This window comes from Sphingobacterium sp. UBA6320, assembly GCF_002440335.1.
Lineage (GTDB): Bacteria > Bacteroidota > Bacteroidia > Sphingobacteriales > Sphingobacteriaceae > Sphingobacterium.
The window spans coordinates 119917-143338 of the sequence record NZ_DJTA01000028.1 but is presented as its reverse complement, the minus strand read 5'-3'; the positions used below and the strand labels follow the sequence as shown (position 1 = coordinate 143338).

Genomic DNA, 23422 nt, shown 5'->3' with positions numbered 1-23422 from the left:
TATTTTGTAATCTATGTTAGTTTTTACTGCCGCCACCAAAAAGTTTAGCAAGTAGCCATATTACTAAAGCTACAACAACAACAACGATGATTATACCTGACCAAACTCCTGCTTTAAAAATGCCTTCAATGACCGAACAGCTGGATAAAGAAAGGCAAGTTAACACGATCAACGTGAATGGAAATATTCTTTTCATAATATATTGAATTTTAATAAAGAACAATTATTAAGACTAAAAAGTTTGTTTCTACTATTTATTTCTTTAAAATGGTAAATCTTCTTCGAGGATTTCTTCTACCATGATTGTGTTGCTAGCTTGAGCTGATCTGGATTTATTCATCACCACAATATTGCCCACTTTAATTTCAGTGACCTGTCTTTTATCACCATTATTATCTTCATATTCGCGATAGACAATTTTGCCTTCAGCTAGGATTTGAGTTCCTTTCTGACACTGCTTTTCAATCATGTTATTGATGTTACCCCATACTACTAATGTATGCCATTGGGTTTCGTCTACCCAATCTCCATTTTTGTTTTTAAATAGATCTTTTGTGGCTAATCGAATCGATGAAACTTTTGTTCCGTTCGTACTTGTCTTAATAATTGGATCAGCACCTATATGACCGATCAGTTGGACTTTGTTTCTTAATGTACTCATAACTTTACTTTTAAATGTTTGTAAAAATGTTTAACTTAAATACTTGCTTTCCTTCGAATTATTCTTGAGGAACAGAAGCAAAGATGAAACGTAAAGCGAGTTTTAGTCGGTGATTAAACGTTTGTAGTCGACTATAGTCGTTTGTAAACGTTTGTTGTCGTTTATTTTGAGATTTATGGAAGAAGAAATTAATTTAAAAAGTTGTCTAGAATGTAAAAAGACACTAATAGGTAGGTCTGATAAAAGATTTTGTGATGATGCCTGTCGCAATAGCTATAATTATAGGCAAAATAGTGATCACACTAACTTGATTAGAAAGATCAATCATACATTACGTAAGAATAGACGTATTCTACAAGAAGTCCTGGGAGAGGAGGGGATGCTCAAAATAAGCAAGGAAAAGATGTTGTTGCAGGGCTTTGATTTAAAATATCATACTCATAATTTCACCAATGTAAAAGGACAGACTTATTATTTTATTTACGAATATGGCTATTTGTTACTGGAAAATAATTTATTGTTGATCGTAAAACGCGTACCTAAATAGTTTCTTGAAAAATTTATTTTGAAATTTCAATTTTGTTTTAAATTTTTGCATATCAATTTGGTATTCACAATTAAAAATATAAGAATATGTTTGCTATATTAAATAACCCGACTTCAATCCAAAAGAAGGATCTTGGGAATATTCTTCAGAATACTTTTTTCTCGTAGTTACTCCTCTTTTGACTTTATTTTGGTCTCGACAATGTTCGAGTAATTCATGATGTCTTATATATTTCGGAAGTCGAAGTATATAAGATGATCTTTTATTAATTACTGTTTCTGATATAAACATCGTTTATGTCAGGATCTTTTGAGAATTGATGCAATATATTTTATGAATAAATATGTGTTACAGGCATTGGATAATTATCCATATTACCTGGAAAATACGATAGAATCTTTGTCATATGCCCTATCTTATGACGAATCAAATACGATGGCGCTATGCCTGATGGGGAGGCTTCATGCTGAACAATTGTTTGATTTTGAACAAGCAAAGAAATATTTTCAAGAAGCGTTAGTACATAATTTATATGCTTTGGAAATTTATCAACCTTATATACAGACTTTGATTGATACCAATGCATATGAAGAGGCTGAAAAAACAATTGAGTTTGCTCTAACAATTCCTGGAGTTTCACCTTCATTATTTCTATTAAAAAGAGTACTCATATTGGAAAAACTTAAAAAATTTAAAAAAGCCTTAAAAGTATTAAAATTGGTTAGATTGGAAAATGTTGATACTGAGATGTTGGCCACGATCAAAGATATTGAAGATCGAATTAAAGGAAAACGGAAAATAGGACGTAAACAAAAAATAACGAAATGATAGGTTGCACGTTCTAATGTATGGACAAATTCAACAAATTGTGACTATAATAAAAAAAGTACTAGACGTATATCCTTCCATTGAATTAAAGAAGGGTATACGCTTTAAATATCATCATGCATCATCGTCATATAAAACGTATTATCTTCTTTTCATTGAAGAGGTACAAACTCATTAAAATAGAAAGTCTGATGCAATAAAGCATTGAGTATGATAAGGTGACGAGATTGCTTTCTAAAAATCAATTACGGCACTAATTTCTCTCGGACTTTATTGCCTTTGTGGTCTATTCCGTAAAACAAGAGATAATCGACTCGTGTCCCTAGACCAGACGTTCCTTCCTTTTGTTTGATAAAAATACGATGTAGATTAAATTTGTGTCCATTTAATGTGGTTTCTACATAGGGTTTACCTGCTTTATCGACCTTAAGATATAGCGGTTGATTTTTATAAGACACAATCTCAAACTCAACTATATTGTTCTCTAAATTTTTTGAAATGATTCCGTATGCGAATTTTTGTTGAATACTCGTTAAAGGTTTAATTTCTCCTCCTTTATCATACAAAATTCGATAGTTATTGATAGGAATGTTGGCATTGAGATGCTGTTTATCAATCATATTGGCTTCATATACATAAGTGTTATGGCCTTCGCTATGTTGAATATAAAAAAGGGTGTTAGATTTGAAAGGAGGGATCGGATAACCTTCTTGTGCATAGATATAGATAGATGAAAAAAACAGCAAACAGAAAAACCAGCTTAAAATTTTCATGATATACACTTTTTTTGATTACAGTAAAATTAATCTTTCTGTGTTAAAGAAATAGATAGAGCGTATTATTTTTTTGTAAAAAAAAGATCCCGAAGTAAAATTACTTCAGGATCTTTTATATTTATAATTCTAAAACGCTAAACTTATTCAGCTCTTAAGATTTTGGCAGCTTCAACCATCGCTTCTAAAGCAGCTTTAGTTTCTGGCCAAGCACGTGTTTTTAAACCACAATCAGGATTCACCCAAAGTTGTTCTGCAGGAACTACAGCTTTAGCTTTGTGCAATAACTCAACCATTTCTTCTGTACTCGGTACACGAGGAGAGTGGATGTCATATACACCTGGTCCAATATCGTTTGGATATTTAAAGTCAGCCGCAAATGCATCCAATAATTCCATTTGTGAGCGAGAAGTCTCGATGGTAATTACATCAGCGTCCATTGCAGCGATATCTTCGATGATATCATTGAATTCAGAGTAGCACATATGTGTGTGAATCTGTGTATCGTCATCTACATTAGAAGATGAAACACGGAATGAACGCACAGCCCAATCTAAATATTGTTGATGATCGGCTTTACGCAACGGAAGACCTTCACGAATTGCTGGTTCATCGATTTGAATAATTTTTATACCTGCTTTTTCTAATGCTTGTACTTCATCCAAAATTGCTAATGCAATCTGATAAGTTGTGGTAGAACGTGGTTGATCGTTACGTACGAATGACCATTGTAAGATCGTTACTGGACCTGTTAACATCCCTTTTACCGGACGGTTAGTCAAAGTTTGGGCGTATGAAGACCAACGAACAGTCATATCAGCAGGACGGTAAACATCACCATAAATAACAGGAGGCTTTACACAACGTGAGCCATATGATTGTACCCAACCATTCTTAGTGAAGGCATAACCCGCTAATTGCTCTCCGAAATACTCAACCATGTCATTACGTTCGAATTCACCATGAACTAATACATCGATATCTAATTGCTCTTGAAGACGGATTGTTCTTTCTGTCTCCTCTGCGATTTCTTTGTCATATTGTTCTTGAGTAATTGCACCTTTTTTCAAATCAGCTCTCCATTTACGGACATCTTTTGTTTGTGGAAATGAACCAATTGTCGTAGTTGGGAATGCTGGAAGGTTAAATTTAGCTTGCTGTGCTTCTTTACGAGCAGCGAATGAAGATGTGCGTTTTGCGTCGTCGTCAGTGATGTTTGCAGTACGCTCTTTGACTTCCGGTTTGTGAATTAAAGAAGATGTACGACGGTCTTCTGCAGCAGCTTTATTAGCTTCGAAACGCTCCGCAGTTTTTGCATCTACTTCACCTTCAGCTAAGATCGCTAGATCTTTTACCTCTGCTAATTTTTGCTTAGCAAATGCTAACCAATTTTTAACTTCTTTAGGCAATGATTCTTCGTTATCCTCATTGTCTAAATCAAAAGGTACATGTAATAAGGAACTTGAAGGTCCTACTAATACACGGTCTTTGCCTAGAGCATCAACCGCTTTTTTGATTTGTGCTAAAGATTTTTCGTAATCATTTTTCCAAATGTTACGTCCTTCAACAACACCTAATGAAAGTGTTAATGTAGCAGGAACTTTAGCTAATATAGTGTCGAGTTGATTTTCACCTCTTACTAGATCAACATGAACAGCATAAACTGGTAAGTTTAGAGCGGTTTCTTCGTTGTCACGTAATGCCTCGAAATAAGTCGTTACAATAATTTTGATGTCTTGAGCAGCAGCAGCTAATTTAGTAAATACACTAGTGTATAAAGCACGTGTTGCATCATCGATATCTAAAGCTAAAAATGGCTCGTCAATTTGTACATATTTTGCACCAGCAGCAGCCAATTTGCCTAAGATTTCTTCATATACGGGAACCAACTTATCGATTAGATCGATACGATTGAAACCAGATTCTTTTTCTTTACCTAATAATAAGTATGAGATTGGGCCGATTAATACAGGCTTAGTTTCGATACCTAAAGATTTTGCTTCATTGTATTCGTTTAAGAATTTCTCTGAAGTCAATTTGAATTCTTGATTTTTTACGAATTCTGGAACAATGTAATGGTAGTTAGTATCAAACCATTTTGTCATTTCCATTGCCGTTACATCAACGCCATCTTGTTGAAAACCACGCGCCATTGCAAAGTAAAGGTCCAAATTGTATCCTTTATCTTCGTTGTTTAAGAGTGATTGGTATTGTGCTGGAATAGCACCTACAGTTAGAGTCAAGTCTAATACTTGGTCATAAAATGAAAAATCATTTGAAGGGATCAAATCGATGCCAGCATCTTTTTGAGTTTTCCAGTTGCCTTCACGGATTTTCAGTCCAGCCTGCAATAATTCTTGCGCGCTGATTTTTTTAGCCCAATATGCTTCATTGGCCTTTTTCAACTCGCGGAAGGCACCTACACGTGGGTAACCTAAGTTGTTCGTTAGTAACATAAATATAAAATTATTTTATTTGTTCAACCTTAACGAAGCAAGAAATTAGATGGATTTTTTTTATTTGAAATAAAAAACGATCAAAAATTCTTGAATCTATTTACTAAATTTTTTGATTGCTTTTAGAGAGGAGGGCACAAGATATATTTGTGTCTAGCTTATCATTCCCACTTTTTGATGGGGTAGAATGTAGCACCTTGTCAATCGACAGGTTGCTAAGGCTTCATTGGGTCTATTCCCTCTGCCTTTCTCTATAAGCGCTGTAAATATCGGAATTAGTTTTATAAAAACAAATATTTTGTAACTTTTATATCAAAATGACAATAAATCAAGGCTTAAAATTGAAAATTAGCAGATACACCAAGTTGTTTCCCATTGTAAAATGGAGTTGCCATGGTTAAGTAACTTGTCTTTCTTGATTGCAAATGTTTATCAAATAGGGGTAATAGCCAGTATGCTATTTTTGTTCCCATGATACCAATACCTGCTCCCATAGCGACATCCGAAAACCAATGTTTCTGATTGTACATTCTGAGGTACCCTGTACCCGCAGCTATTGTGTATCCTGCGATACCGTACCAAATGGATTGATCTTTATACTCTTGCCATAACATCTCGGCTCCCGTAAATGCGACAGCAGTATGTCCGGATGGGAATGATTCATGATCAGCACGATCTGGTCTCAAAGTAGGAGTGGTCTGTTTGATCGTGTATACCGTAGATAAGGTGATGGCATGAGCGATCGCACTAATGGCTAGACGTTCTTTGAAGTTATGTTTACTTGGGACACCTAGGAAATTGAGACCGTAAACAGCTGCTGAAGGAATAAAAGCACTGACATTATCAAATTTGAATGTTTTTGATGGATCATTGTTTATGGAATTATTTATCTGTTGATCTTTATTTTTGAGGTATGGGCTGTTTAAGGAGATTATGCCATAAGTCATTAAAGCAGCGGGTACTATTAATTGTTTATAATTTATTTGACTCATACTGGTGTCAAAATCTTCATTATTTTTTTGTAAAGTATCTCTTTGCGCATAAAGAGATGGAGAGTAGCAAAAGATAGAAAGGATAAAAAAAATTGTTATTGATATTTTCATTGTAGCAAGATAAACAAAAAGAGATGTTTTAACATCTCTTTATTATTCGGAGTAAATGTATATTAGCTGACCAATAATTTATAGCCTTTTCCATGTACGTTAACAATCTCAACTTTTGGATCATCTCGTAGATATTTTCTCAGTTTACTTAAGAAAACGTCCATACTTCTCCCTGTGAAATAATTGTCATCATGCCAGATTTTTAAAAGTGCTTCTTCTCTTGTCAGTACATCATTCTTTTTTAAACAAAGTAACCTTAATAATTCGGCTTCTTTTGTCGATAGCTTCTGCTGCACACCTTTGTGGGCTATTTGCTGACTGGTATAATCAAAGAAGTATTCTCCAATTTCAAATTTATCGCTCACAACCTGATCATCTTTTTCTCTTATAACACGTTTGAGCAACGCATTTATGCGAAGGAGTAATTCTTCTACTCGAAATGGTTTTGTGATGTAATCATCGCCGCCAAGTTCAAAAGCTTCTGTCTTATCTTCCATCATGCCTTTTGCGGTAGCAAATATGATCGGGGTTGTCGTATTTATTTTCCTGATTTCTTTACCGACTGTAAAGCCATCTTTTTTGGGCATCATGACGTCTAAGATACATAGATCATATGTGCTTTTGCGAAATTGATTGACGGCCTCTTCACCATCAGTGCATAAGGTAACATCAAATTTTCCCTTAAGCTCTAAATAATCTTTTAATAAGTCTCCTAAGTTTGGATCGTCTTCTGCTAATAATATCTTCTGCATATTCTTATGGTTTTGTTCGAATATTGATGATAATATACGAAATTAATATCGATTTAAATTTAATTTTTTATAGGTAATACGATGTCAAATTGTGTTCCCTTGTCTTTGTCACTTTTTACTTGAATTTTGCCATTCATTCTTTTGATAATATCGTACACATATGAAAGTCCTAACCCAAAGCCTTTCACATTGTGGACATTTCCTGTTGGAATGCGGTAAAATTGATCAAATATTTTTAAGAGATGATCCTTTGCCATTCCGATCCCATTATCAATAATTGTTATGTGAATGCTGTCTTTTGTATTTTTAGTTTTAACAGTTATGTGTGGATTATCTTTACTGTATTTAATGGCATTGTCCACCAAATTGAAAAATACATTTGATAAATGAAGTTCATCACCTACTACAACATCGTTTTTTGCGTCAAAATGATGTTCAAATTTACCACCTACTTTTTGTAATTGCAGCTGCATACTATCCAGCACTGCTGATAATAGATCATTAATATGGATAGGCGTTTTTTCTAGTTTTAAAGTCTCTTTTTCGAGACGGGCTATATCTAAGACTCGTTCAATATGATTGCCTAATCTAACATTCTCATCATATATGATATTGGCAAGTCGCTTTACTCGACGCTCATCTGATATGATTTCGGGATCACGTAGAGACTCACTGGCTATCATGATCGTAGCGACAGGAGTTTTAAATTCGTGCGTCATATTGTTTATGAAATCAGTTTTCATTTCTGAAACCTTTTTTTGTTTGAATATGATGAGTAAGGTATATGCAAAACAGCCGATTAAAAGAAAAAGTAAAGCTAGAGTTGGGAGTAGCAAATAACTCATATTATCGACAATAATTGTACTCTTTCTCGGGAAATAAACGCTTAGTCTTCCAGGAGGCGAGCCAATATCACCTTTAAATAGGGCCGTTGAATAGCGCGTTATTTTATTGGGTTTGATAATATTATCGATGGTTTGTATTCGGAAAACAATATTACTGCTATCTCGAACCTCAATGTTGAAAGGGTAGTGGATATCGCGTTCAGATAATTCCTCTTTTAATAAATTTTGAATGAGATTGATATTTAGACGCTCTCGAAAGGGACGCTTTGATAACTCCATACCGATAGCTACATCTTCTATAATACCGCTTTTTTTACCACCAATGGCAGCAATGGTATCAAATACATTTTTCCCATTACCAATTAAATTTTGACCACTCATGTTTTCGAGTTGATCTTCAAGTTCAATTATTTTTTTTGAGATTTGTTTATTAGATCTTGGGGGTAAAGTCGCTATTTTGTATTCAATAGCTTGCTTTAGGACAGGGTCTATCGTTGGAATAACAAATCGGGCACTATCATCTTTTGCGTTTACTCGAGGTAAAAATTTGGTAGCGCCAATTTCAACATATTCTTTTACGACATGGTCTGGACTATTATATTTAATAACATCAATACTCAATACATTCTCTTTATTCTTTCTATTGATGTAGGTTTCATAAAATGAATTCTCAATTGAAATAACACTTGGGAAAGTTTCTTTCAATTGATCTTCTGCTTCTTTAAATTTTTCTTTAATAGCATATTGCTCAGATCTGAGATTTTCTAACTCTCTTTGAAGTTTCAGCTGCTCGGCTAGATGTCGCTGCTTCTCTTGCTCAAACTGGTATTTTTTAATATTCGTTTGTTGCTGTACTTTCGCAAAGTCAATAACTTCTCTACGCTCTATTTTGCCGGCAACAGCTGTTAGAGACGCATTAACAGATTCATCAAAAAGCTGTGATTTTTGGCGGTATGATTCTCTAATAAAATAGAATTGCATAGCCGCAACGCCCAATAAGGCGAGGGTCATCAAGCTAATAATCAAAACGATGCTACTTTTCTTCATTTGTTACAAATATAGGAATGCTTTCTTTGATTTAACGGCATTTAACAATGTTTAACAAGCTTATTGTTTCATTTTAAAATGCTATTGGTTAATTTAGATTAACATTTTTTATAGTTGAAAAATATGAAGAAGATATTAACCTTGTTTTGTTTTTCTATTTGCTTTTTTTTAACACGAGCACAAATTATGTCTAAGGATACCTTGAAAGGGAAGATTAATTCAAATAACAGTAAATTCCATTCGAAAGCACCTTTTTTAAAGATTCCGCAAGATTCAAATGTTCATTACCATTTGAAATATAAAAAGCTTGATGAAAATTCTGCAATTAAGATACCAAATTCTATTGAACATTCAGAGTTTTCAATACGAAACAGTATTCCTCAGTTGAAAAATAAAGGATTAACAGATAGTGTCAAATTTTTACAAGATAGTCTGATCCATCGAATGGATTCTCCGTTAAAAAATAGAATGGATGCCAAAGAAAAGTAGTAACTGATTTTTTCTTTTGGAACATATATTTGATATTATTCTATATGATAAATCATACTCACTCATTCACCACCAAAATAATATGAATGGTGATGTTTTGTTTTAGTTCTTAAGGGATAATGGGAATTACCTATATTTTAATAGTAATAGGATATTTTGGTTATATATATTGATAATGTTGAACAAAGGTGCTTACTCACTACTAGATTCTTTATTGTCGTAAATTAATGCTCATTATTATTCCGCCTCATAAGTCTGTTTTAAAATAAACTTAACAGCCTCCTTAATACGATTCATACCTTCTTCGGTTGTAAGATCGATCTCGCAAAAAGTACTATCAGTCATTTTTGTATGTAATACTAAATAGTAAATACCTGCTACAAGTAAACTTGAAACTGCTCGGAGGTCTACATTTTTACCTGCTAATTCCTTGTCAGAATATGGAAAGAAGAGCGAACTCATTTTTTCTCTCGATTGTGTCACATGGGACATAATATCTGACTTTTCACTAATCTGCCACAGAACAACTTTTTGCATTTCGTCATTTAATGCAAAATAGTGAATTTGTTCCAATAACAGTTTTTCTAGAAAATAACGCGTACTGTCATCTTTAGAATTTGCTAATGTTTGTTCTGCGGCAGCTGTCGCTTCTACCCAATAATCTTTTCCTTTGATGTACGTTTCAATTAGGTTTTCAACGCTTCCAAAATATACAGAGATTAACTTCCTATCGACACCTGCTGTACTGGCGATATTAGCAATTGTTAAGCCTGTATATCCTTTTTTTTCTAAAACAATGCCGACAGAATGAATGAGCTTATTCATTGTTCTACTTTTGTCGTTTTTCTCCCCCTGATACGTTTTTCTAGCCATGGTAGTTGTGTATGTGGTTAAACATTAGGTTCAAAGTTAATTTAAATATATCATTTTCTTTAATGATTGATTTTATGTGGTCTTTGTAAGATTAATTTTTTTCGCAATTTGTTCAAGTACATTTAATACGTGGTCCAAATTTTCTCTAGTATGGGTTGCCATTAAGCTTGTTCTTATTCGGGCATCTTTTTTTGAAACACCAGGATAGACAATACAATTTGCATATACACCAGCAGCTAAAAGCATTCTTGCAACTTGAGATGTTTTGTGTGGATCACCGATTTTTATAGGAATTATTGCAGACTGTGACGTTCCAATGTTTAGATTTAAAGATAATAGACCTTTTTTAAAATATGAAATATTTTCAGCTAATTTTGTACGCCATTCTGGTTCTTCATCGATTAGTTTTATAGCCTGTATAAGCCCATTGGATGCGGGAGTGGAGGTGGACGAAAATACTTGTTGGCGGGATTGGTGACGTAAATAATTGATGATCTCGGGAGATGAAATAATAAATCCTCCAATGTGCCCAAACGCTTTGCTTAAGGTACCGGAGATAATATGGACTTTATCTAATAAATTGTACATTTCCATACAGCCCCTTCCGTTTTCTCCTATTACACCGATCCCATGTGCATCATCTACCATTAAATAAGCACCATATTTTTCGCACAAATGATATATTTCGTCGATTTTTGCTAAATCCCCATTTTGAGAGTATACGCCATCTATTATCACTAATTTGGTTCTATATTTATTTTCTGCATCGACCAATGCTCGTTCCAAATGAATCATACTGTTATGTGGAAAGCGTTTAGTATTAGTACGTAATAAGCCTTCATAAACACTTGCATGTACTTCCATGTCAACAATTGCACAATCCTCCGCCTTTAATAAACATTGTAGAGTTGCTGCATTTGCAGAATATCCTGTTGTATATACAATTGATGATCCCCGTTGTCTATTAAAAAAACTAGATAATTGATCTTCGAGTTGCACATGGTACTCGTGGTGCCCTCCAATAAGCGGAGATGCTCCGGCTCCTGTACCATACTTCATAATCCCGTCAATCGCAGCCTGTTTCACTTTAGGATGTTGTGTAAAATTGAGGTAGTCATTGGACACTAAGCTGATACACTCTTTTGCTACCTTCATAAATGGTGTTTTGACTTGAACAATTGGACCACATCCTGCTGTAATAAATCTAAAATTCATTTGATCATGATCGCTCATGTAATCTATAAATTCTTGGAAAGCGTTTGCAGATTGTACAATATCGTAATGTGGTATATTTTCAAATTCTTTGAAGCTAGCTTTGTTGAAGTCAATGTTATGATTAATCATAGTGAGCTTTTTTTGGGAAGTGTAATTACTAAAATGCTTTTTCTAATTATTGAGAACTTTTAGGTAGTTACTGATTGATAGTCAGTACTTACAATTAGCTAATAACAATATCAAAATCTAATTATAGTGAAATTTATGCTTTTTTTATGAATTATATAGCGCCAATTTTCGGAAGTGTTTGATGCTTTCATGGATGCTAGTTATTTTTATGAGAGAAAGATCTTAATAGCATATCTTTCAGTAAACAAGCTCATTAAATTGTTTTTTTTGTAAATTATTGATTATGAAAGTTTTGTTCTGCTTTTGTTGATTAATGATAATAATTTTTATTTACAATTATTTCAATCAATATAATTGTCATAAATAGGAGATAATTGTAAATTGCTATCAATAAAATCATTTTATTATTTGAAATAAAAATGAAAAATCTCTGCTTTATGTAACTACTTATTAGCCTATTAAATTGGATATCATAGGTGTGAATAACATTTTCCAAGATGTACATGAATACGAGTGAGGTTCAAATCACGTTACTTTCACTTCATGAATAAATTTGATGACTATTTGGGATCGTCAGTGTTAATTGTATTTTGAATTGAGAAGAATAAGATTTTGAATTGGAGAGAATTGAGGTATATTGCAAAAAAAAAGCGCTCCATATTGGAGAGCTTTTTTATCTTTTATATTGTTTTGATTACAATTGAGAAACACGAATGGTATTCGTTTTTCCTTTTTCGATTAAAGGTGTCGATGCTGTGTTGATCACAATCGAACCTGGAGCGATATAGTTGTTTTTCACAATAAATTTGTTGACATCGTGAATAGAACCGTCAGTACTATCAAATTTGTCGTATATGAAGGTTTTAACACCCCATAATAAACTCAATTGACGTAACAATTTTTTAGTTCCTGTAAATACCATAATGTCTGCATTAGGTCTGTAACTTGCGATTTCAAATGCAGTAGCACCCGACGATGTTAAGACAGCAATTGCCGCTGCATCTGTTTTCTTAGCTAAATATACTGAAGATGCACAAATTGCATCAGGAATTTTAGTTCCATCACTAATCTCACTAACTTTCTCATTATAATATGGATAAGATGTTTGTTCCACGTGGATAATGATTTTGCTCATTGTTTCGATAACGATCTCTGGAAATTCACCTACAGATGTTTCGCCACTTAGCATCACTGCATCAGCACCATCAATAACCGAATTAGCCACATCATTAACTTCCGCACGTGTAGCACGAGGAGTTGTGATCATACTTTCTAACATCTGAGTTGCAATGATAACAGGTTTTGATAAATCACGACATTTCTGAACAATAATTTTTTGTAGTCCTGGTACTTCTTCCATTGGCATTTCAACACCTAAGTCACCACGTGCTACCATGATTGCATCAGTAGCTTCAATGATAGCATCAATATTTTCGATAGCCTCAGGCTTTTCAATTTTTGCAATTACTTGTGCATGACTTCCTTTTTCAGCAATGATTTTTTTACATTGGTAGATGTCTTCTGCTGAACGCACAAATGACATAGCGATCCAATCTGCACCATGATCAAGGGCGAAATTTAAATTATCTAAATCTTCTTCTGTTAAAGAAGGGATTGAAACTTTTGTGTTTGGTAAATTAACACCTTTACGGGAAGTAAGTACACCACCATGTACAACTTCACAAGTAACAGTATCTTTATGATTTGTGTTTATAACACGTAATTGCAATTTTCCATCATCTAATAGGATGATTTCATTTGCTTCAACATCATTTGGGAAATTATCGTATGTGATGTAAATTTTCTCTTCATCACCGATTAATTCATGTGTAGTAATTTCAACCTGTGATCCATTTACAAGGATAGCACCACCTTCTTTCATTTTTCCGATACGGATCTTAGGACCTTGTAAATCGGCTAAAATAGCGACATTGAAATTTGTTTCTTCATTAATCTCTTTAATGGTTTCAATAACTTTTAGGTGATCCTCTTGACTCCCGTGAGAAAAGTTAAGACGACAAACGTCTACACCTTTGGCAATCATATTTGTTAACACTTGTTTGTCAGCAGATGCAGGACCTAATGTTGCAACAATTTTAGTCCTTTTTTGAACTTTTTCCATTCTAATTTTTTTATTACTATGTATTTTTATTTTTATATAATTTCATTTTTTTGAAATTATAAAACTCGTTTTTACTAACGAGGATAATTTAGATTTAAGGCGTGTATCTTGTACACTATTAAATAGTTTGCTAAAATATCAGATTTTCTTTGGATTTCAATATTTTTGGTGATATTTCTTTTACAAACACAACTTCGGGTATTTTGTTTATGTTTTTTATGATCCGATCTAAATCGTCTTCATCAATAAAATTTTTGATGAGAATAAAATAATCAAAATTGGCATGTTCGGGTATAAGCAGGCTTCCCTCTATACTTTTATTGTTGATTAAATAATACTCAGTTTGAAATTTGGTGTTTATGTACCAAAAAGTAGTGAAGTGCTGTATCGATTTTTTATGATGATCGACAATGATGTGATATTCTAATTCTTCAGCAGATTTTTGTTTTAATTTTTGATTATGATCAAACTTATCTTCTTTACCTCTTACAAAATCGAGTAAGGTCACCTTGTTGATAAAATGACAGAGACGGTAATCTTTTAAAGGACATGATATGGCGATGAGTACGAAGTCAAGTTCGGCATCAAATTCTAGGTCCCATTTTAGTATCGTTTTGTTATTCAAAGTGAAAATTTATGCTTGTGTTCTTGACGAAAATACAAAAAAATGATGCAAATGCTGTGAATTTAATGTAAAATTTGAATTAATTGACTTCTTGTTTGTACATATTAGGAATTATTGTTATACTTGAAGAAGGTTAGTTTATAGCGAGTTACGGGTATGACTGTACCTACCTGGAAAATAATTTGACAATCTAAAAATCAATTGGATTTTTATATTTGATGAAATTTATTTTTCTTTGCACAGATTTATTAAACAATTAAACTATAAAATCATGTCAGATATCGCTTCAAGAGTAAAGGCAATTATCGTTGAAAAATTAGGTGTAGACGAAAACGAGGTAACACCAGAAGCTTCTTTCACTAATGATTTAGGTGCAGATTCACTTGATACTGTAGAGTTAATCATGGAATTTGAGAAAGAATTCAACGTTGCAATACCTGATGACCAAGCTGAAACTATTGGTACAGTGGGACAAGCAATCACTTATTTAGAAAAAAACGTTAACTAACTAATTTAATTGGGCCAAATCGTATAAATGGAGCTTAAAAGAGTAGTAGTAACAGGATTAGGCGCACTTACACCAATTGGTAATACCGTTTCAGAATATTGGAATAGTTTACTAGATGGTGTAAGCGGTGCTGCTCCCATTACGCATTTTGATGCGTCAAAATTTAAAACCCAATTCGCTTGTGAAGTGAAGGGGTTCGATCCACATGAATTTATGGATCGAAAGGAAGCTCGCAAAGTAGATCCTTTTGTACAGTATGCTATTGCATCATCTGATGAAGCAATCAAGGATGCTGGTTTAATTTTTGAAAATTTAGATACAAATCGTATCGGAGTAATCTGGGGATCAGGAATTGGGGGATTGACAACTTTTACAGATGAAGTTGTCAATTTTGCAAAAGGGGATGGAACACCGCGTTTCAATCCTTTCTTTATTCCAAAGATGCTTGTCGATATTGCTCCGGGACATATTTCTATGCGTCACGGACTTCGTGGACCTAATTTTTCTGCTGTCTCTGCATGTGCTTCGGCAACCAATGCGATGATTGATGCTTTTAACTATATTCGTATGGGTAAAGCTGATGTGATTGTTACAGGTGGATCTGAAGCGACTATTAATGAAGCTGGAATCGGTGGATTTAATGCGATGCATGCATTGTCAACTAGAAATGATGATCCTAAAACAGCTTCGCGTCCTTTTGATAAAGATCGTGATGGTTTTGTTTCTGGTGAAGGGTCTGGTGCGATCATATTAGAAAGTTTAGAACACGCATTAGCGCGTGGTGCTAAAATTTATGCTGAAATTGGGGGTGGAGGTATGAGCGCTGATGCACATCATATCACAGCTTCACATCCAGAGGGTTTAGGTGCTAAACTTGCAATGACAATGGCTGTCAATGATGCGGAACTAGATTTCACAGATATTGATTATATCAATGTGCATGGCACTTCTACTCCGGTAGGGGATATTAGTGAAACTAAAGCTATTGTGGATTTGTTTGGTGAGCATGCTTATAAATTGAACATTAGTTCTACAAAATCAATGACTGGACACCTTTTAGGTGCAGCTGGCGCGATTGAAACTATTGCTTCTATTTTAGCTGTTCAAAATGATATAGTACCGCCTACTATTAATCATTTTACAGATGATCCAGAATTGGACAACAGATTAAATTTCACATTTAATAAAGCTCAAAAGCGTATTGTAAATGCTGCAATGAGTAATACTTTTGGCTTTGGTGGTCACAATGCAACTATTGTTGTGAAAAAATACAAAGCTTAATATTACTTTATTTAAGTTATTAAAATAATTGGGATACAACAGGTGCTTTATACCTGTTGTCCCATTTTTAGACTAAGATGCCTTTTTCAAGGATTTATAAATTATATTTTTCTGCTGACAAAGCTTATGTTAGAAAGCTCAAGAACCTGTTAGGTTTTGTCCCTGGAAACATACGACTTTATCAAATGGCTTTTAGGCATAAGTCTGTAGCTGTTGTGATTAAGGAAGGTTCAAAAAACAGCAATGAAAGATTGGAATTTTTGGGCGATGCAATTTTGGGTTCAGTTGTTGCTGAATTACTTTTCAAAAAGTATCCCTATAAAGACGAAGGTTTTTTGACTGAAATGAGATCTAAAATTGTTAGTCGTGTCCATCTTAATCAACTTTCCCGAAAATTGGGATTCAATGAACTGATTCAGTTTGATGCCAGAATGATCAGTTTTCCTAATAAACAAGGCTCTCTGCTAGGAGATGCTTTTGAAGCACTTATCGGTGCTGTTTATTTAGATAAAGGTTATGTTTTTACTAAAAATTTTCTGTTAAATCGCATTATTAAGCCACATGTTGATATTCATTTATTGGAACAAACGGAAACAAATTTTAAAAGCCGATTGATCGAATGGTGTCAACATAATGGCAAGGAGGTTGTTTTCAATCAAATTGAAAATCCACCAGGAGAATCGAGTAAAATGTTTTCTGTAGAGGCTATTGTCCAAGGCGAGGTATGTGGGTTGGGACAAGATTTCAATAAGAAAAGTGCCGAAAAATCTGCTGCTGAAAAAGCTTGTGAATATTTGAAAATTTTGGAACTTGACTAAGCTTTTTTCTTAGAAGCCTCAAAAAATCCTTCTTAAATATTAACTTTGCCAAATGGCAACAGTAAAACCTTCTTTAGCAAAAGGCACGCGTGATTTTTCACCAGCCGAAATGCTTAAACGTAATTATATTTTCAATACGCTTAAACGTGTTTTTATAAAATATGGTTACAGTGAAATTCAAACTCCTTCTTTTGAAAATTTACAGACACTTACTGGAAAGTACGGTGATGAGGGGGATCAGTTAATTTTTAAGATTTTGAATTCGGGAGATTATTTGAGTAAAGCTCCTGATGATCTATTTAAATCTAAATCTTCCATTAAATTAATTTCTCATATTTCTGAAAAGGCACTTCGTTATGACCTTACTGTACCGTTTGCTCGTTACGTTGTCATGCATCAAAATGATATTTCCTTACCTTTCAAGCGTTTTCAAATTCAACCTGTATGGCGTGCAGATCGTCCTCAAAGAGGTCGTTATCGTGAATTTTACCAATGTGATGTAGATGTTGTGGGCTCTGCCAGTCTACTCAATGAAGCTGAGTTTATGTTGATCTATCATGAAGCACTGAAAAATTTGGGATTGAAAGATTTTACGATTAAAATCAACAATCGTAAGATTCTTTCAGGTATTGCAGAAATTATTGGTAAGCCGGAACTTATTGTCGATATGACAGTTGCGATCGATAAATTGGATAAGATCGGTTTAGAAGGAGTCAACAAGGAATTATTAGAACGTGGTTTTACAACAACTGATTTGGAAATTTTACGCCCAATTATTTTATTGGAAGGATCAAATGAAGAGAAATTGTCGGCGCTAAAACATGTACTGTCAAATTCGGAAATTGGATTGAAGGGCGTAGCTGAAATAGAAGAAACTTTTGATTATATTTCTAAGTTGGATTCTTCAAATGAAGTTTTACAGCAGTTTGTAGAGGTGGATATTACCTTAGCTCGTGGTTTAAATTATTATACTGGATGCATTTTTGAGGTTAAGACCAATGAAGTAGCTATGGGAAGTATCGGAGGCGGAGGACGCTACGATGATTTGACAGGTATGTTTGGGTTAAAAGGGTTAACAGGCGTTGGTGTGTCTTTTGGTGCCGATCGCATCTATGATGTTCTAGAAGAGTTGAATCTTTATCCAGAGGCTAAAGGAGATTATACCAAACTGTTGATTGTGAATTTTGATAAAGAGACCGAGTCCTTTACATTGCCACTTTTAAATCGCTTACGTCAAGCAAATGTTGCTGTGGAACTTTATCCAACAGCCGCAAAATTGAAAAAACAAATGAGTTACGCGGACAGTAAAGGGATTCCATATGTTTTGTTAATCGGTGATGAGGAGGTTTCTTCTGGACAGCTTTCATTAAAAGATATGCAAACAGGTGATCAAAGAAAAATTGATGAATCAACTTTGATTGCTGAATTGAGCTAAAATCAAATTTGTTAAAAAATAGTAAAAGCCAAAAGATTATTATGTCTTTTGGCTTTTTTGTTTGTTCTTTTTTTAATTTACTAAATTAAGCCAGTCATTTATTTGCCTTTCCTGTTATGTGGTTTAAATCAAATGTCTTAGAACTGTCTAAAACGAGAAGAAAATTTGATTTTCTGACCAAAATATCACCCAAATTGATTAGATTTGTAGTCAAGATTAGTAAGAAATTCAAAACTTTGAAATGAGTTCAACACCTATAACAAAAGAGACATATTTAGAGTGGTATAGATCTATGCTACTTATGCGTAAGTTTGAAGAGAAAACAGGTCAACTTTATGGACAGCAAAAAATCCGTGGTTTCTGTCACTTGTACATTGGACAAGAGGCAGTAGTAGCAGGTACCATGTCTGTAATTAAACCTGAAGATTCTTTAATTACAGCCTACCGTGATCACGCACATGCTTTAGCAAAAGGAGTGTCTGCAAATGAATGTATGGCTGAGATGTTTGGAAAAGCAACAGGTTGTTCAAAAGGAAAAGGTGGATCTATGCACTTTTTTTCGAAAGAACATAAGATGATGGGAGGCCATGGTATTGTCGGTGGTCAGATTCCGTTAGGAGCTGGTATCGCATTTGCTGAGAAATATTTGGGCACAAATAATGTTAACGTATGTTACATGGGTGATGGTGCTGTTCGTCAAGGTGCTTTCAATGAAACTTTGAACATGGCCATGTTGTGGAAATTACCAGTAATTTTTGTTTGTGAAAACAATGGTTACGCAATGGGTACTTCTGTACAACGTACAACCAATATGCAAGATATTTATAAAATGGGCTTAGGTTTTGATATGCCTTGTGCTCCAGTAGATGGTATGGATGTAGTAGCGGTACACAACGCAATGGACGAAGCTGTTCAACGTGCTCGTGCTGGTGAAGGACCTACTTTCTTAGAAATACGTACATACCGTTACAAAGGACACTCTATGTCCGATCCTGCGAAATACCGTACGAAAGAAGAACTAGAAGAATATAAAGGGCGTGATCCATTATTAGCGACAAAGCATGCTATTGTTGAAAACAATTATGCTGATGAAGCTTGGTTTGCTGAAGTGGATGCTGAAGTGAAAAGTATTGTAGATGAGTCTGTAAAATTTGCGGAAGAATCTCCTTTCCCTACAGCTGATGAATTGTACAAAGATGTGTACGTTCAAGAGGATTATCCATTTATATTAGATTAATATAAGTTACTTTAACTAGATAAATAAAATACAATGGCTGAAGTAGTTAGAATGCCGAAAATGAGCGATACCATGACCGAAGGGGTTATCGCAAAATGGCACAAACAAGTTGGTGATAAAGTTAATTCTGGTGATTTAGTTGCTGAAATCGAAACTGATAAAGCAACTATGGATTTTGAATCATACCAAGAAGGAACGCTTTTATATATTGGTCCAAAAGAAGGTGAAGCAGTTGCGATTGATGCTGTTATCGCTATTCTTGGAGAACCAGGAGAAGATTTTCAAGCATTATTAAGTGATGCTCCTCAGACTGAAGAAGTAACAGAGAAAAAGGAAGTAGAAACTTCTAATTCATCTGAAACTGAAGCAGCTCCACAATCTAATGTGACTCCGGAATCTTTAGGTGTTACCGTAATTACTATGCCTTTGTTGAGTGATACGATGACTGAAGGTGTGATTGCACAGTGGAATTTTAAAGTTGGTGACACGATCAAATCTGATGATTCTATTGCTGATGTAGAGACTGATAAGGCGACAATGGAAGTGACAGCTTATGCTGACGGTACATTGTTGTATGTAGGTCTTGAAGCAGGTGAAGCTGCTAAAGTAAATGATATCATTGCTATTGTAGGTCCTGCTGGAACAGATGTAACACCATTGTTAAATCAAAAGCCAGCGTCTGCATCTCAAGCTGCTCCTGCAGAAGTAAAAAAAGAAGAATCCAAAGAAGAGGCTCCTGTAACTACTGAAAATAAATCTACTGATGTAGCTGATGATTCTCGAGTGAAAGCATCTCCTTTAGCCCGTAAAATTGCTAAAGATAAAGGGATCAATCTGAGTGAGATAAAAGGATCTGCTGATGGTGGTCGTATTGTTAAAAAAGATGTTGAATCTTACGTTCCAGCTGCTAAATCTGCTCCTGCTGCGTCTGCTCCAGTAGCTACCGAAACAAAAGCGATCACTTTACCAACTTTTGTAGGTGAAGAAAGATATACAGAAGTTGCTGTTTCTCAAATGCGTAAAACTATTGCGCGTCGCTTAGGTGAAAGCTTATTTACTGCTCCACATTTTTACTTGACGGTAAGTATTGATATGGAAAATGCAATGATTGCTCGTACACAAATCAATGAAGTGGCTCCAGTAAAAGTTTCTTTCAATGATATCGTTGTAAAAGCAGTTGCAGTTGCCTTGAAAAAACACCCTGCCGTAAATTCTTCATGGAAAGGTGATAAGATTCGTTTTAATGAACATACAAATATTGGTGTCGCAATGGCTGTTGAAGATGGCTTATTAGTTCCTGTTGTACGTTTTGCCGATGGAAAATCATTATCTCACATTTCTGCAGAAGTTAAAGATTTCGCTCAAAAAGCTAAAACTAAAAAATTAACTCCAGCAGATTGGGAAGGTTCAACATTTACAGTTTCTAATTTGGGTATGTTTGGTATTGATGAATTTACATCAATTATCAACTCTCCTGATGGTGCAATCCTATCTGTTGGTGCAATTCAACAAGTACCAGTTGTTAAGAATGGTGCGGTTGTTCCTGGAAATGTGATGAAGTTGACTTTAGGTTGTGACCACCGTGTAGTGGATGGTGCTACAGGTGCTCAATTCTTACAAACGTTAAAAGCATTATTAGAAAATCCAGTAAGATTATTAGCATAATCTTACTTCGAATACTTATATTGAAAAGGTCACTTTATATAAAGTGACCTTTTTTTATTGTTTTTTTCTTTTTTTAGTACTAAAATCAGCATTTTAGCATTTATACATTAGAAAAGAAATAGAATCCGTTAAATAGTGAAGTTATATATATTAAAAAGTCTAGTTGCTGTTCTTATCATAGCAACAGTATCATGTAGTTCGAAAGAAGAAAAACAAAAAAAGGCATTAGTTGAACAGGCTAAAACTGATAGTCTAAAACTCATATACCATCCATCTGAAGCAGATCCGAAAGTTGAGGCATTTATGCAAAATCTGCATAAAAGATCAGGATTTAATGGTAATGTGCTGATTGCAAGAAATGGAAAGATTTTATATCAAAATTCATTTGGTTGGGCCAATTATCTTTTAAAAGATAGTTTGAAAATTGATTCAAAATTCGAATTGGCTTCTGTTTCAAAACCCCTCACAGGTATAGGTATTTTGAAATTGGTCGAGGAGGGGAAATTGAAATTGGATCAAACCATTAATGATTTTTATCCGAATTTTCCTTATCCAGATATCACAATTAAACAATTGTTGTCTCACCGATCTGGATTGCCAAATTATGTTTATTTTTCGGAGCAGCATTGGAAGGAAAAGAAGAAGGGCATGACCAATCAAGATGTCATGAATATGCTGATAGAATTTAAGCCGAATCGATATGGAAAACCAGATGGTAAATTCTTTTATAACAACTCGAATTTCATGGTGTTAGGTGCCATTATTGAAAAGGTAACTAATCAAAGTTATGCGGAATGGATGAAGGAAAATGTTTTTAATCCGGCAGGCATGACAAATACGGCAGCATTGTCAAAGGCTATTTATGAAAAAATTCCTACAGATGTTATCGGTCACGATAAAGTATGGAGAAGATCTGTTGTTCAAAATTTTCAAGATGGGCCTCTGGGAGATAAGGGAATTTATAGTACGGTAAGGGATCTATATAAATTAGATTTAGCTTTGAATGAAGGTAGATTATTAAAGAAAGAAACATTAGATTCTGCTTATGTCGACCGTGCGAAATCTAAAAATGGAATATTTGGATATGGATTGGGATGGCGTACTTTTCATAGAAATAATGATGTAATAATCTATCATACCGGATGGTGGCACGGATTTCGCAATCTGTATGTGAGGGATCTTAAAAATAATGTCACGATTGTACTGTTATCGAATATGACTAATGGAAGTTTAGTTAAATTGGATGAATTGTATAAAATTTTAGGTATGCCTATTTTGAGGAAGGGTGTTTATAATGATGCTGGTAATGTGGCTGATGATGTTTAATTAAGGAGTTATGAAAAAAACGCTAATAATAGGAGCGAGTACTAATCCAGAAAGGTATTCGTATAAAGCTGCTCATAAATTGAAGCAATATGGACATGATATTGTGAATGTAGGTCTTAAGAAGGGTGAAGTTGCAGGTGTTGCAATAGAGTCAATGGGACCAATTCATGCGGATATTGATACGATCACGATGTATGTCGGCGAAGCAAATCAGAAGGGCTATATGGATTACATATTGGCAACAAAGCCAAAGCGAATTATCTTTAATCCTGGTGCTGAAAATCCCGAATTAGCGGTACTTGCTAATAAGTTAGGTATTGATACTGAAAATGCTTGTACACTGGTTCTTTTAAGTACAGGACAGTATTAGACTGAAATATTGTAATTATACTTTATCGGAATTTATATTCCGTATTTAACTCATAAAAAAGGGTTATATTGGTTTTAAAAAGCCAGTATAACCCTTTTTTATGCCTTCCCTTCTCAAACGATTTCGTAAGTTTCCCTTGTGTGTCTACTAAAAAAAGTACACTTTAGAGTCCAATTGAGCCCAAGTTGTGAGAAGTTCATATATTATTTTAATTCCAATCTTATGTATTATTTATCGTGCTTCTGACATCGTATAATGGAAAAATGGCTTTATATATTTCGAAAGGGGAACGGTTCATTTTTCTTCAGAAACAAAAA

General features: G+C 34.3%; 22 protein-coding genes and 1 riboswitch. Of the genes, 11 read left to right on the top strand and 11 right to left on the bottom strand.

Going from position 1 to position 23422, the window contains the following annotated elements; genetic code table 11:
- Positions 1 to 16: 16 nt before the first annotated feature.
- Both B3P23_RS17530 and B3P23_RS17525 read right to left on the bottom strand, forming a co-directional pair.
- Complete coding sequence (locus B3P23_RS17530) at positions 17 to 196, bottom strand: hypothetical protein (protein WP_045752586.1); 180 nt, start codon at positions 194 to 196, stop codon at positions 17 to 19.
- 66 nt (positions 197 to 262) lie between these two features.
- Positions 263 to 661 carry a single-stranded DNA-binding protein gene (locus tag B3P23_RS17525; protein ID WP_045752585.1) on the bottom strand — a complete coding sequence of 133 codons (399 nt, stop codon included), beginning with the start codon at positions 659 to 661 and terminating at the stop codon, positions 263 to 265.
- Between the two features lie 175 nt (positions 662 to 836).
- Between B3P23_RS17525 and B3P23_RS17520 the strand changes: the two genes are divergently transcribed.
- Entirely contained in the window at positions 837 to 1208 is a 372-nt protein-coding gene (locus B3P23_RS17520) for a hypothetical protein (RefSeq protein WP_045752584.1), read from the top strand.
- Between the two features lie 333 nt (positions 1209 to 1541).
- On the top strand, positions 1542 to 2036 hold the full coding sequence (locus tag B3P23_RS17515; RefSeq protein ID WP_045752583.1) for a hypothetical protein: 495 nt from the start codon (positions 1542 to 1544) through the stop codon (positions 2034 to 2036).
- Between the two features lie 245 nt (positions 2037 to 2281).
- Here the strand turns inward: B3P23_RS17515 and B3P23_RS17510 are convergent, their stop codons facing one another.
- From B3P23_RS17510 to B3P23_RS17490, 5 genes are all read right to left on the bottom strand, one after another.
- Positions 2282 to 2809 carry a DUF4833 domain-containing protein gene (locus B3P23_RS17510; RefSeq protein WP_045752582.1) on the bottom strand — a complete coding sequence of 176 codons (528 nt, stop codon included), beginning with the start codon at positions 2807 to 2809 and terminating at the stop codon, positions 2282 to 2284.
- A 143-nt stretch (positions 2810 to 2952) separates the two neighbouring features.
- The gene (gene metE / locus B3P23_RS17505) at positions 2953 to 5265 is read right to left on the bottom strand and encodes a 5-methyltetrahydropteroyltriglutamate--homocysteine S-methyltransferase (protein WP_293928420.1); all 2313 of its coding nucleotides are present in this window, start codon (positions 5263 to 5265) and stop codon (positions 2953 to 2955) included.
- 155 nt (positions 5266 to 5420) lie between these two features.
- Positions 5421 to 5525, bottom strand: a riboswitch (SAM riboswitch).
- A gap of 75 nt (positions 5526 to 5600) precedes the next feature.
- A complete protein-coding gene (locus B3P23_RS17500) occupies positions 5601 to 6257 on the bottom strand; it encodes a phosphatase PAP2 family protein (RefSeq protein ID WP_293928419.1) in 657 nt (218 codons plus the stop codon).
- Between the two features lie 173 nt (positions 6258 to 6430).
- Positions 6431 to 7120 carry a response regulator transcription factor gene (locus tag B3P23_RS17495; RefSeq protein ID WP_045752579.1) on the bottom strand — a complete coding sequence of 230 codons (690 nt, stop codon included), beginning with the start codon at positions 7118 to 7120 and terminating at the stop codon, positions 6431 to 6433.
- A gap of 59 nt (positions 7121 to 7179) precedes the next feature.
- The gene (locus B3P23_RS17490; protein ID WP_045752578.1) at positions 7180 to 9012 is read right to left on the bottom strand and encodes a sensor histidine kinase; all 1833 of its coding nucleotides are present in this window, start codon (positions 9010 to 9012) and stop codon (positions 7180 to 7182) included.
- A 123-nt stretch (positions 9013 to 9135) separates the two neighbouring features.
- On the opposite strand from B3P23_RS17490, the gene B3P23_RS17485 reads away from it, so the two are divergent.
- Positions 9136 to 9501 carry a hypothetical protein gene (locus B3P23_RS17485; RefSeq protein WP_293928418.1) on the top strand — a complete coding sequence of 122 codons (366 nt, stop codon included), beginning with the start codon at positions 9136 to 9138 and terminating at the stop codon, positions 9499 to 9501.
- A gap of 237 nt (positions 9502 to 9738) precedes the next feature.
- Here B3P23_RS17485 and B3P23_RS17480 read toward each other — a convergent pair whose 3' ends face one another.
- From B3P23_RS17480 to B3P23_RS17465, 4 genes are all read right to left on the bottom strand, one after another.
- Positions 9739 to 10374 (bottom strand): TetR/AcrR family transcriptional regulator, encoded by a 636-nt coding sequence (locus tag B3P23_RS17480; RefSeq protein ID WP_094771540.1) that lies wholly within the window; start codon positions 10372 to 10374, stop codon positions 9739 to 9741.
- A 72-nt stretch (positions 10375 to 10446) separates the two neighbouring features.
- Entirely contained in the window at positions 10447 to 11718 is a 1272-nt protein-coding gene (locus B3P23_RS17475; protein ID WP_094771539.1) for an aminotransferase class I/II-fold pyridoxal phosphate-dependent enzyme, read from the bottom strand.
- 694 nt (positions 11719 to 12412) lie between these two features.
- Entirely contained in the window at positions 12413 to 13840 is a 1428-nt protein-coding gene (gene pyk, locus B3P23_RS17470) for a pyruvate kinase (protein ID WP_045753962.1), read from the bottom strand.
- A gap of 130 nt (positions 13841 to 13970) precedes the next feature.
- Complete coding sequence (locus B3P23_RS17465) at positions 13971 to 14465, bottom strand: IPExxxVDY family protein (RefSeq protein WP_045753963.1); 495 nt, start codon at positions 14463 to 14465, stop codon at positions 13971 to 13973.
- 271 nt (positions 14466 to 14736) lie between these two features.
- Here B3P23_RS17465 and B3P23_RS17460 point away from each other — a divergent pair, with 271 nt between their 5' ends.
- The 8 genes from B3P23_RS17460 to B3P23_RS17425 all read left to right on the top strand — a co-directional run bounded on the left by B3P23_RS17460 (position 14737) and on the right by B3P23_RS17425 (position 23105).
- A complete protein-coding gene (locus B3P23_RS17460) occupies positions 14737 to 14973 on the top strand; it encodes an acyl carrier protein (RefSeq protein ID WP_021192392.1) in 237 nt (78 codons plus the stop codon).
- 27 nt (positions 14974 to 15000) lie between these two features.
- Positions 15001 to 16254 (top strand): beta-ketoacyl-ACP synthase II, encoded by a 1254-nt coding sequence (gene fabF / locus B3P23_RS17455; RefSeq protein ID WP_021192393.1) that lies wholly within the window; start codon positions 15001 to 15003, stop codon positions 16252 to 16254.
- A gap of 77 nt (positions 16255 to 16331) precedes the next feature.
- Complete coding sequence (gene rnc, locus B3P23_RS17450) at positions 16332 to 17072, top strand: ribonuclease III (RefSeq protein WP_045753964.1); 741 nt, start codon at positions 16332 to 16334, stop codon at positions 17070 to 17072.
- 52 nt (positions 17073 to 17124) lie between these two features.
- Positions 17125 to 18507, top strand: a complete 1383-nt coding sequence (gene hisS / locus B3P23_RS17445) for a histidine--tRNA ligase (RefSeq protein ID WP_045753965.1) — start codon at positions 17125 to 17127, stop codon at positions 18505 to 18507.
- A gap of 241 nt (positions 18508 to 18748) precedes the next feature.
- Positions 18749 to 19744 (top strand): pyruvate dehydrogenase (acetyl-transferring) E1 component subunit alpha, encoded by a 996-nt coding sequence (gene pdhA, locus B3P23_RS17440; RefSeq protein ID WP_045753966.1) that lies wholly within the window; start codon positions 18749 to 18751, stop codon positions 19742 to 19744.
- Between the two features lie 33 nt (positions 19745 to 19777).
- Complete coding sequence (locus B3P23_RS17435; protein ID WP_045753967.1) at positions 19778 to 21409, top strand: pyruvate dehydrogenase complex dihydrolipoamide acetyltransferase; 1632 nt, start codon at positions 19778 to 19780, stop codon at positions 21407 to 21409.
- 135 nt (positions 21410 to 21544) lie between these two features.
- Complete coding sequence (locus B3P23_RS17430; protein ID WP_248754929.1) at positions 21545 to 22735, top strand: serine hydrolase domain-containing protein; 1191 nt, start codon at positions 21545 to 21547, stop codon at positions 22733 to 22735.
- 10 nt (positions 22736 to 22745) lie between these two features.
- Positions 22746 to 23105, top strand: coding sequence for a CoA-binding protein (locus B3P23_RS17425; protein WP_045753969.1), 360 nt, complete (start codon positions 22746 to 22748; stop codon positions 23103 to 23105).
- Positions 23106 to 23422 lie beyond the last annotated feature (317 nt).

Excerpts from the sequence above, each read along its gene's own strand:
- B3P23_RS17530 (WP_045752586.1), bottom strand. The coding sequence starts at position 196 with ATGAAAAGAATATTTCCATTCACGTTGATCGTGTTAACTTGCCTTTCT.
- B3P23_RS17525 (WP_045752585.1), bottom strand. The coding sequence starts at position 661 with ATGAGTACATTAAGAAACAAAGTCCAACTGATCGGTCATATAGGTGCT.
- B3P23_RS17520 (WP_045752584.1), top strand. The coding sequence starts at position 837 with ATGGAAGAAGAAATTAATTTAAAAAGTTGTCTAGAATGTAAAAAGACA.
- B3P23_RS17515 (WP_045752583.1), top strand. The coding sequence starts at position 1,542 with ATGAATAAATATGTGTTACAGGCATTGGATAATTATCCATATTACCTG.
- B3P23_RS17510 (WP_045752582.1), bottom strand. The coding sequence starts at position 2,809 with ATGAAAATTTTAAGCTGGTTTTTCTGTTTGCTGTTTTTTTCATCTATC.
- metE (WP_293928420.1), bottom strand. The coding sequence starts at position 5,265 with ATGTTACTAACGAACAACTTAGGTTACCCACGTGTAGGTGCCTTCCGC.
- B3P23_RS17500 (WP_293928419.1), bottom strand. The coding sequence starts at position 6,257 with ATGAGTCAAATAAATTATAAACAATTAATAGTACCCGCTGCTTTAATG.
- B3P23_RS17495 (WP_045752579.1), bottom strand. The coding sequence starts at position 7,120 with ATGCAGAAGATATTATTAGCAGAAGACGATCCAAACTTAGGAGACTTA.
- B3P23_RS17490 (WP_045752578.1), bottom strand. The coding sequence starts at position 9,012 with ATGAAGAAAAGTAGCATCGTTTTGATTATTAGCTTGATGACCCTCGCC.
- B3P23_RS17485 (WP_293928418.1), top strand. The coding sequence starts at position 9,136 with ATGAAGAAGATATTAACCTTGTTTTGTTTTTCTATTTGCTTTTTTTTA.
- B3P23_RS17480 (WP_094771540.1), bottom strand. The coding sequence starts at position 10,374 with ATGGCTAGAAAAACGTATCAGGGGGAGAAAAACGACAAAAGTAGAACA.
- B3P23_RS17475 (WP_094771539.1), bottom strand. The coding sequence starts at position 11,718 with ATGATTAATCATAACATTGACTTCAACAAAGCTAGCTTCAAAGAATTT.
- pyk (WP_045753962.1), bottom strand. The coding sequence starts at position 13,840 with ATGGAAAAAGTTCAAAAAAGGACTAAAATTGTTGCAACATTAGGTCCT.
- B3P23_RS17460 (WP_021192392.1), top strand. The coding sequence starts at position 14,737 with ATGTCAGATATCGCTTCAAGAGTAAAGGCAATTATCGTTGAAAAATTA.
- fabF (WP_021192393.1), top strand. The coding sequence starts at position 15,001 with ATGGAGCTTAAAAGAGTAGTAGTAACAGGATTAGGCGCACTTACACCA.
- rnc (WP_045753964.1), top strand. The coding sequence starts at position 16,332 with ATGCCTTTTTCAAGGATTTATAAATTATATTTTTCTGCTGACAAAGCT.
- hisS (WP_045753965.1), top strand. The coding sequence starts at position 17,125 with ATGGCAACAGTAAAACCTTCTTTAGCAAAAGGCACGCGTGATTTTTCA.
- pdhA (WP_045753966.1), top strand. The coding sequence starts at position 18,749 with ATGAGTTCAACACCTATAACAAAAGAGACATATTTAGAGTGGTATAGA.
- B3P23_RS17435 (WP_045753967.1), top strand. The coding sequence starts at position 19,778 with ATGGCTGAAGTAGTTAGAATGCCGAAAATGAGCGATACCATGACCGAA.
- B3P23_RS17425 (WP_045753969.1), top strand. The coding sequence starts at position 22,746 with ATGAAAAAAACGCTAATAATAGGAGCGAGTACTAATCCAGAAAGGTAT.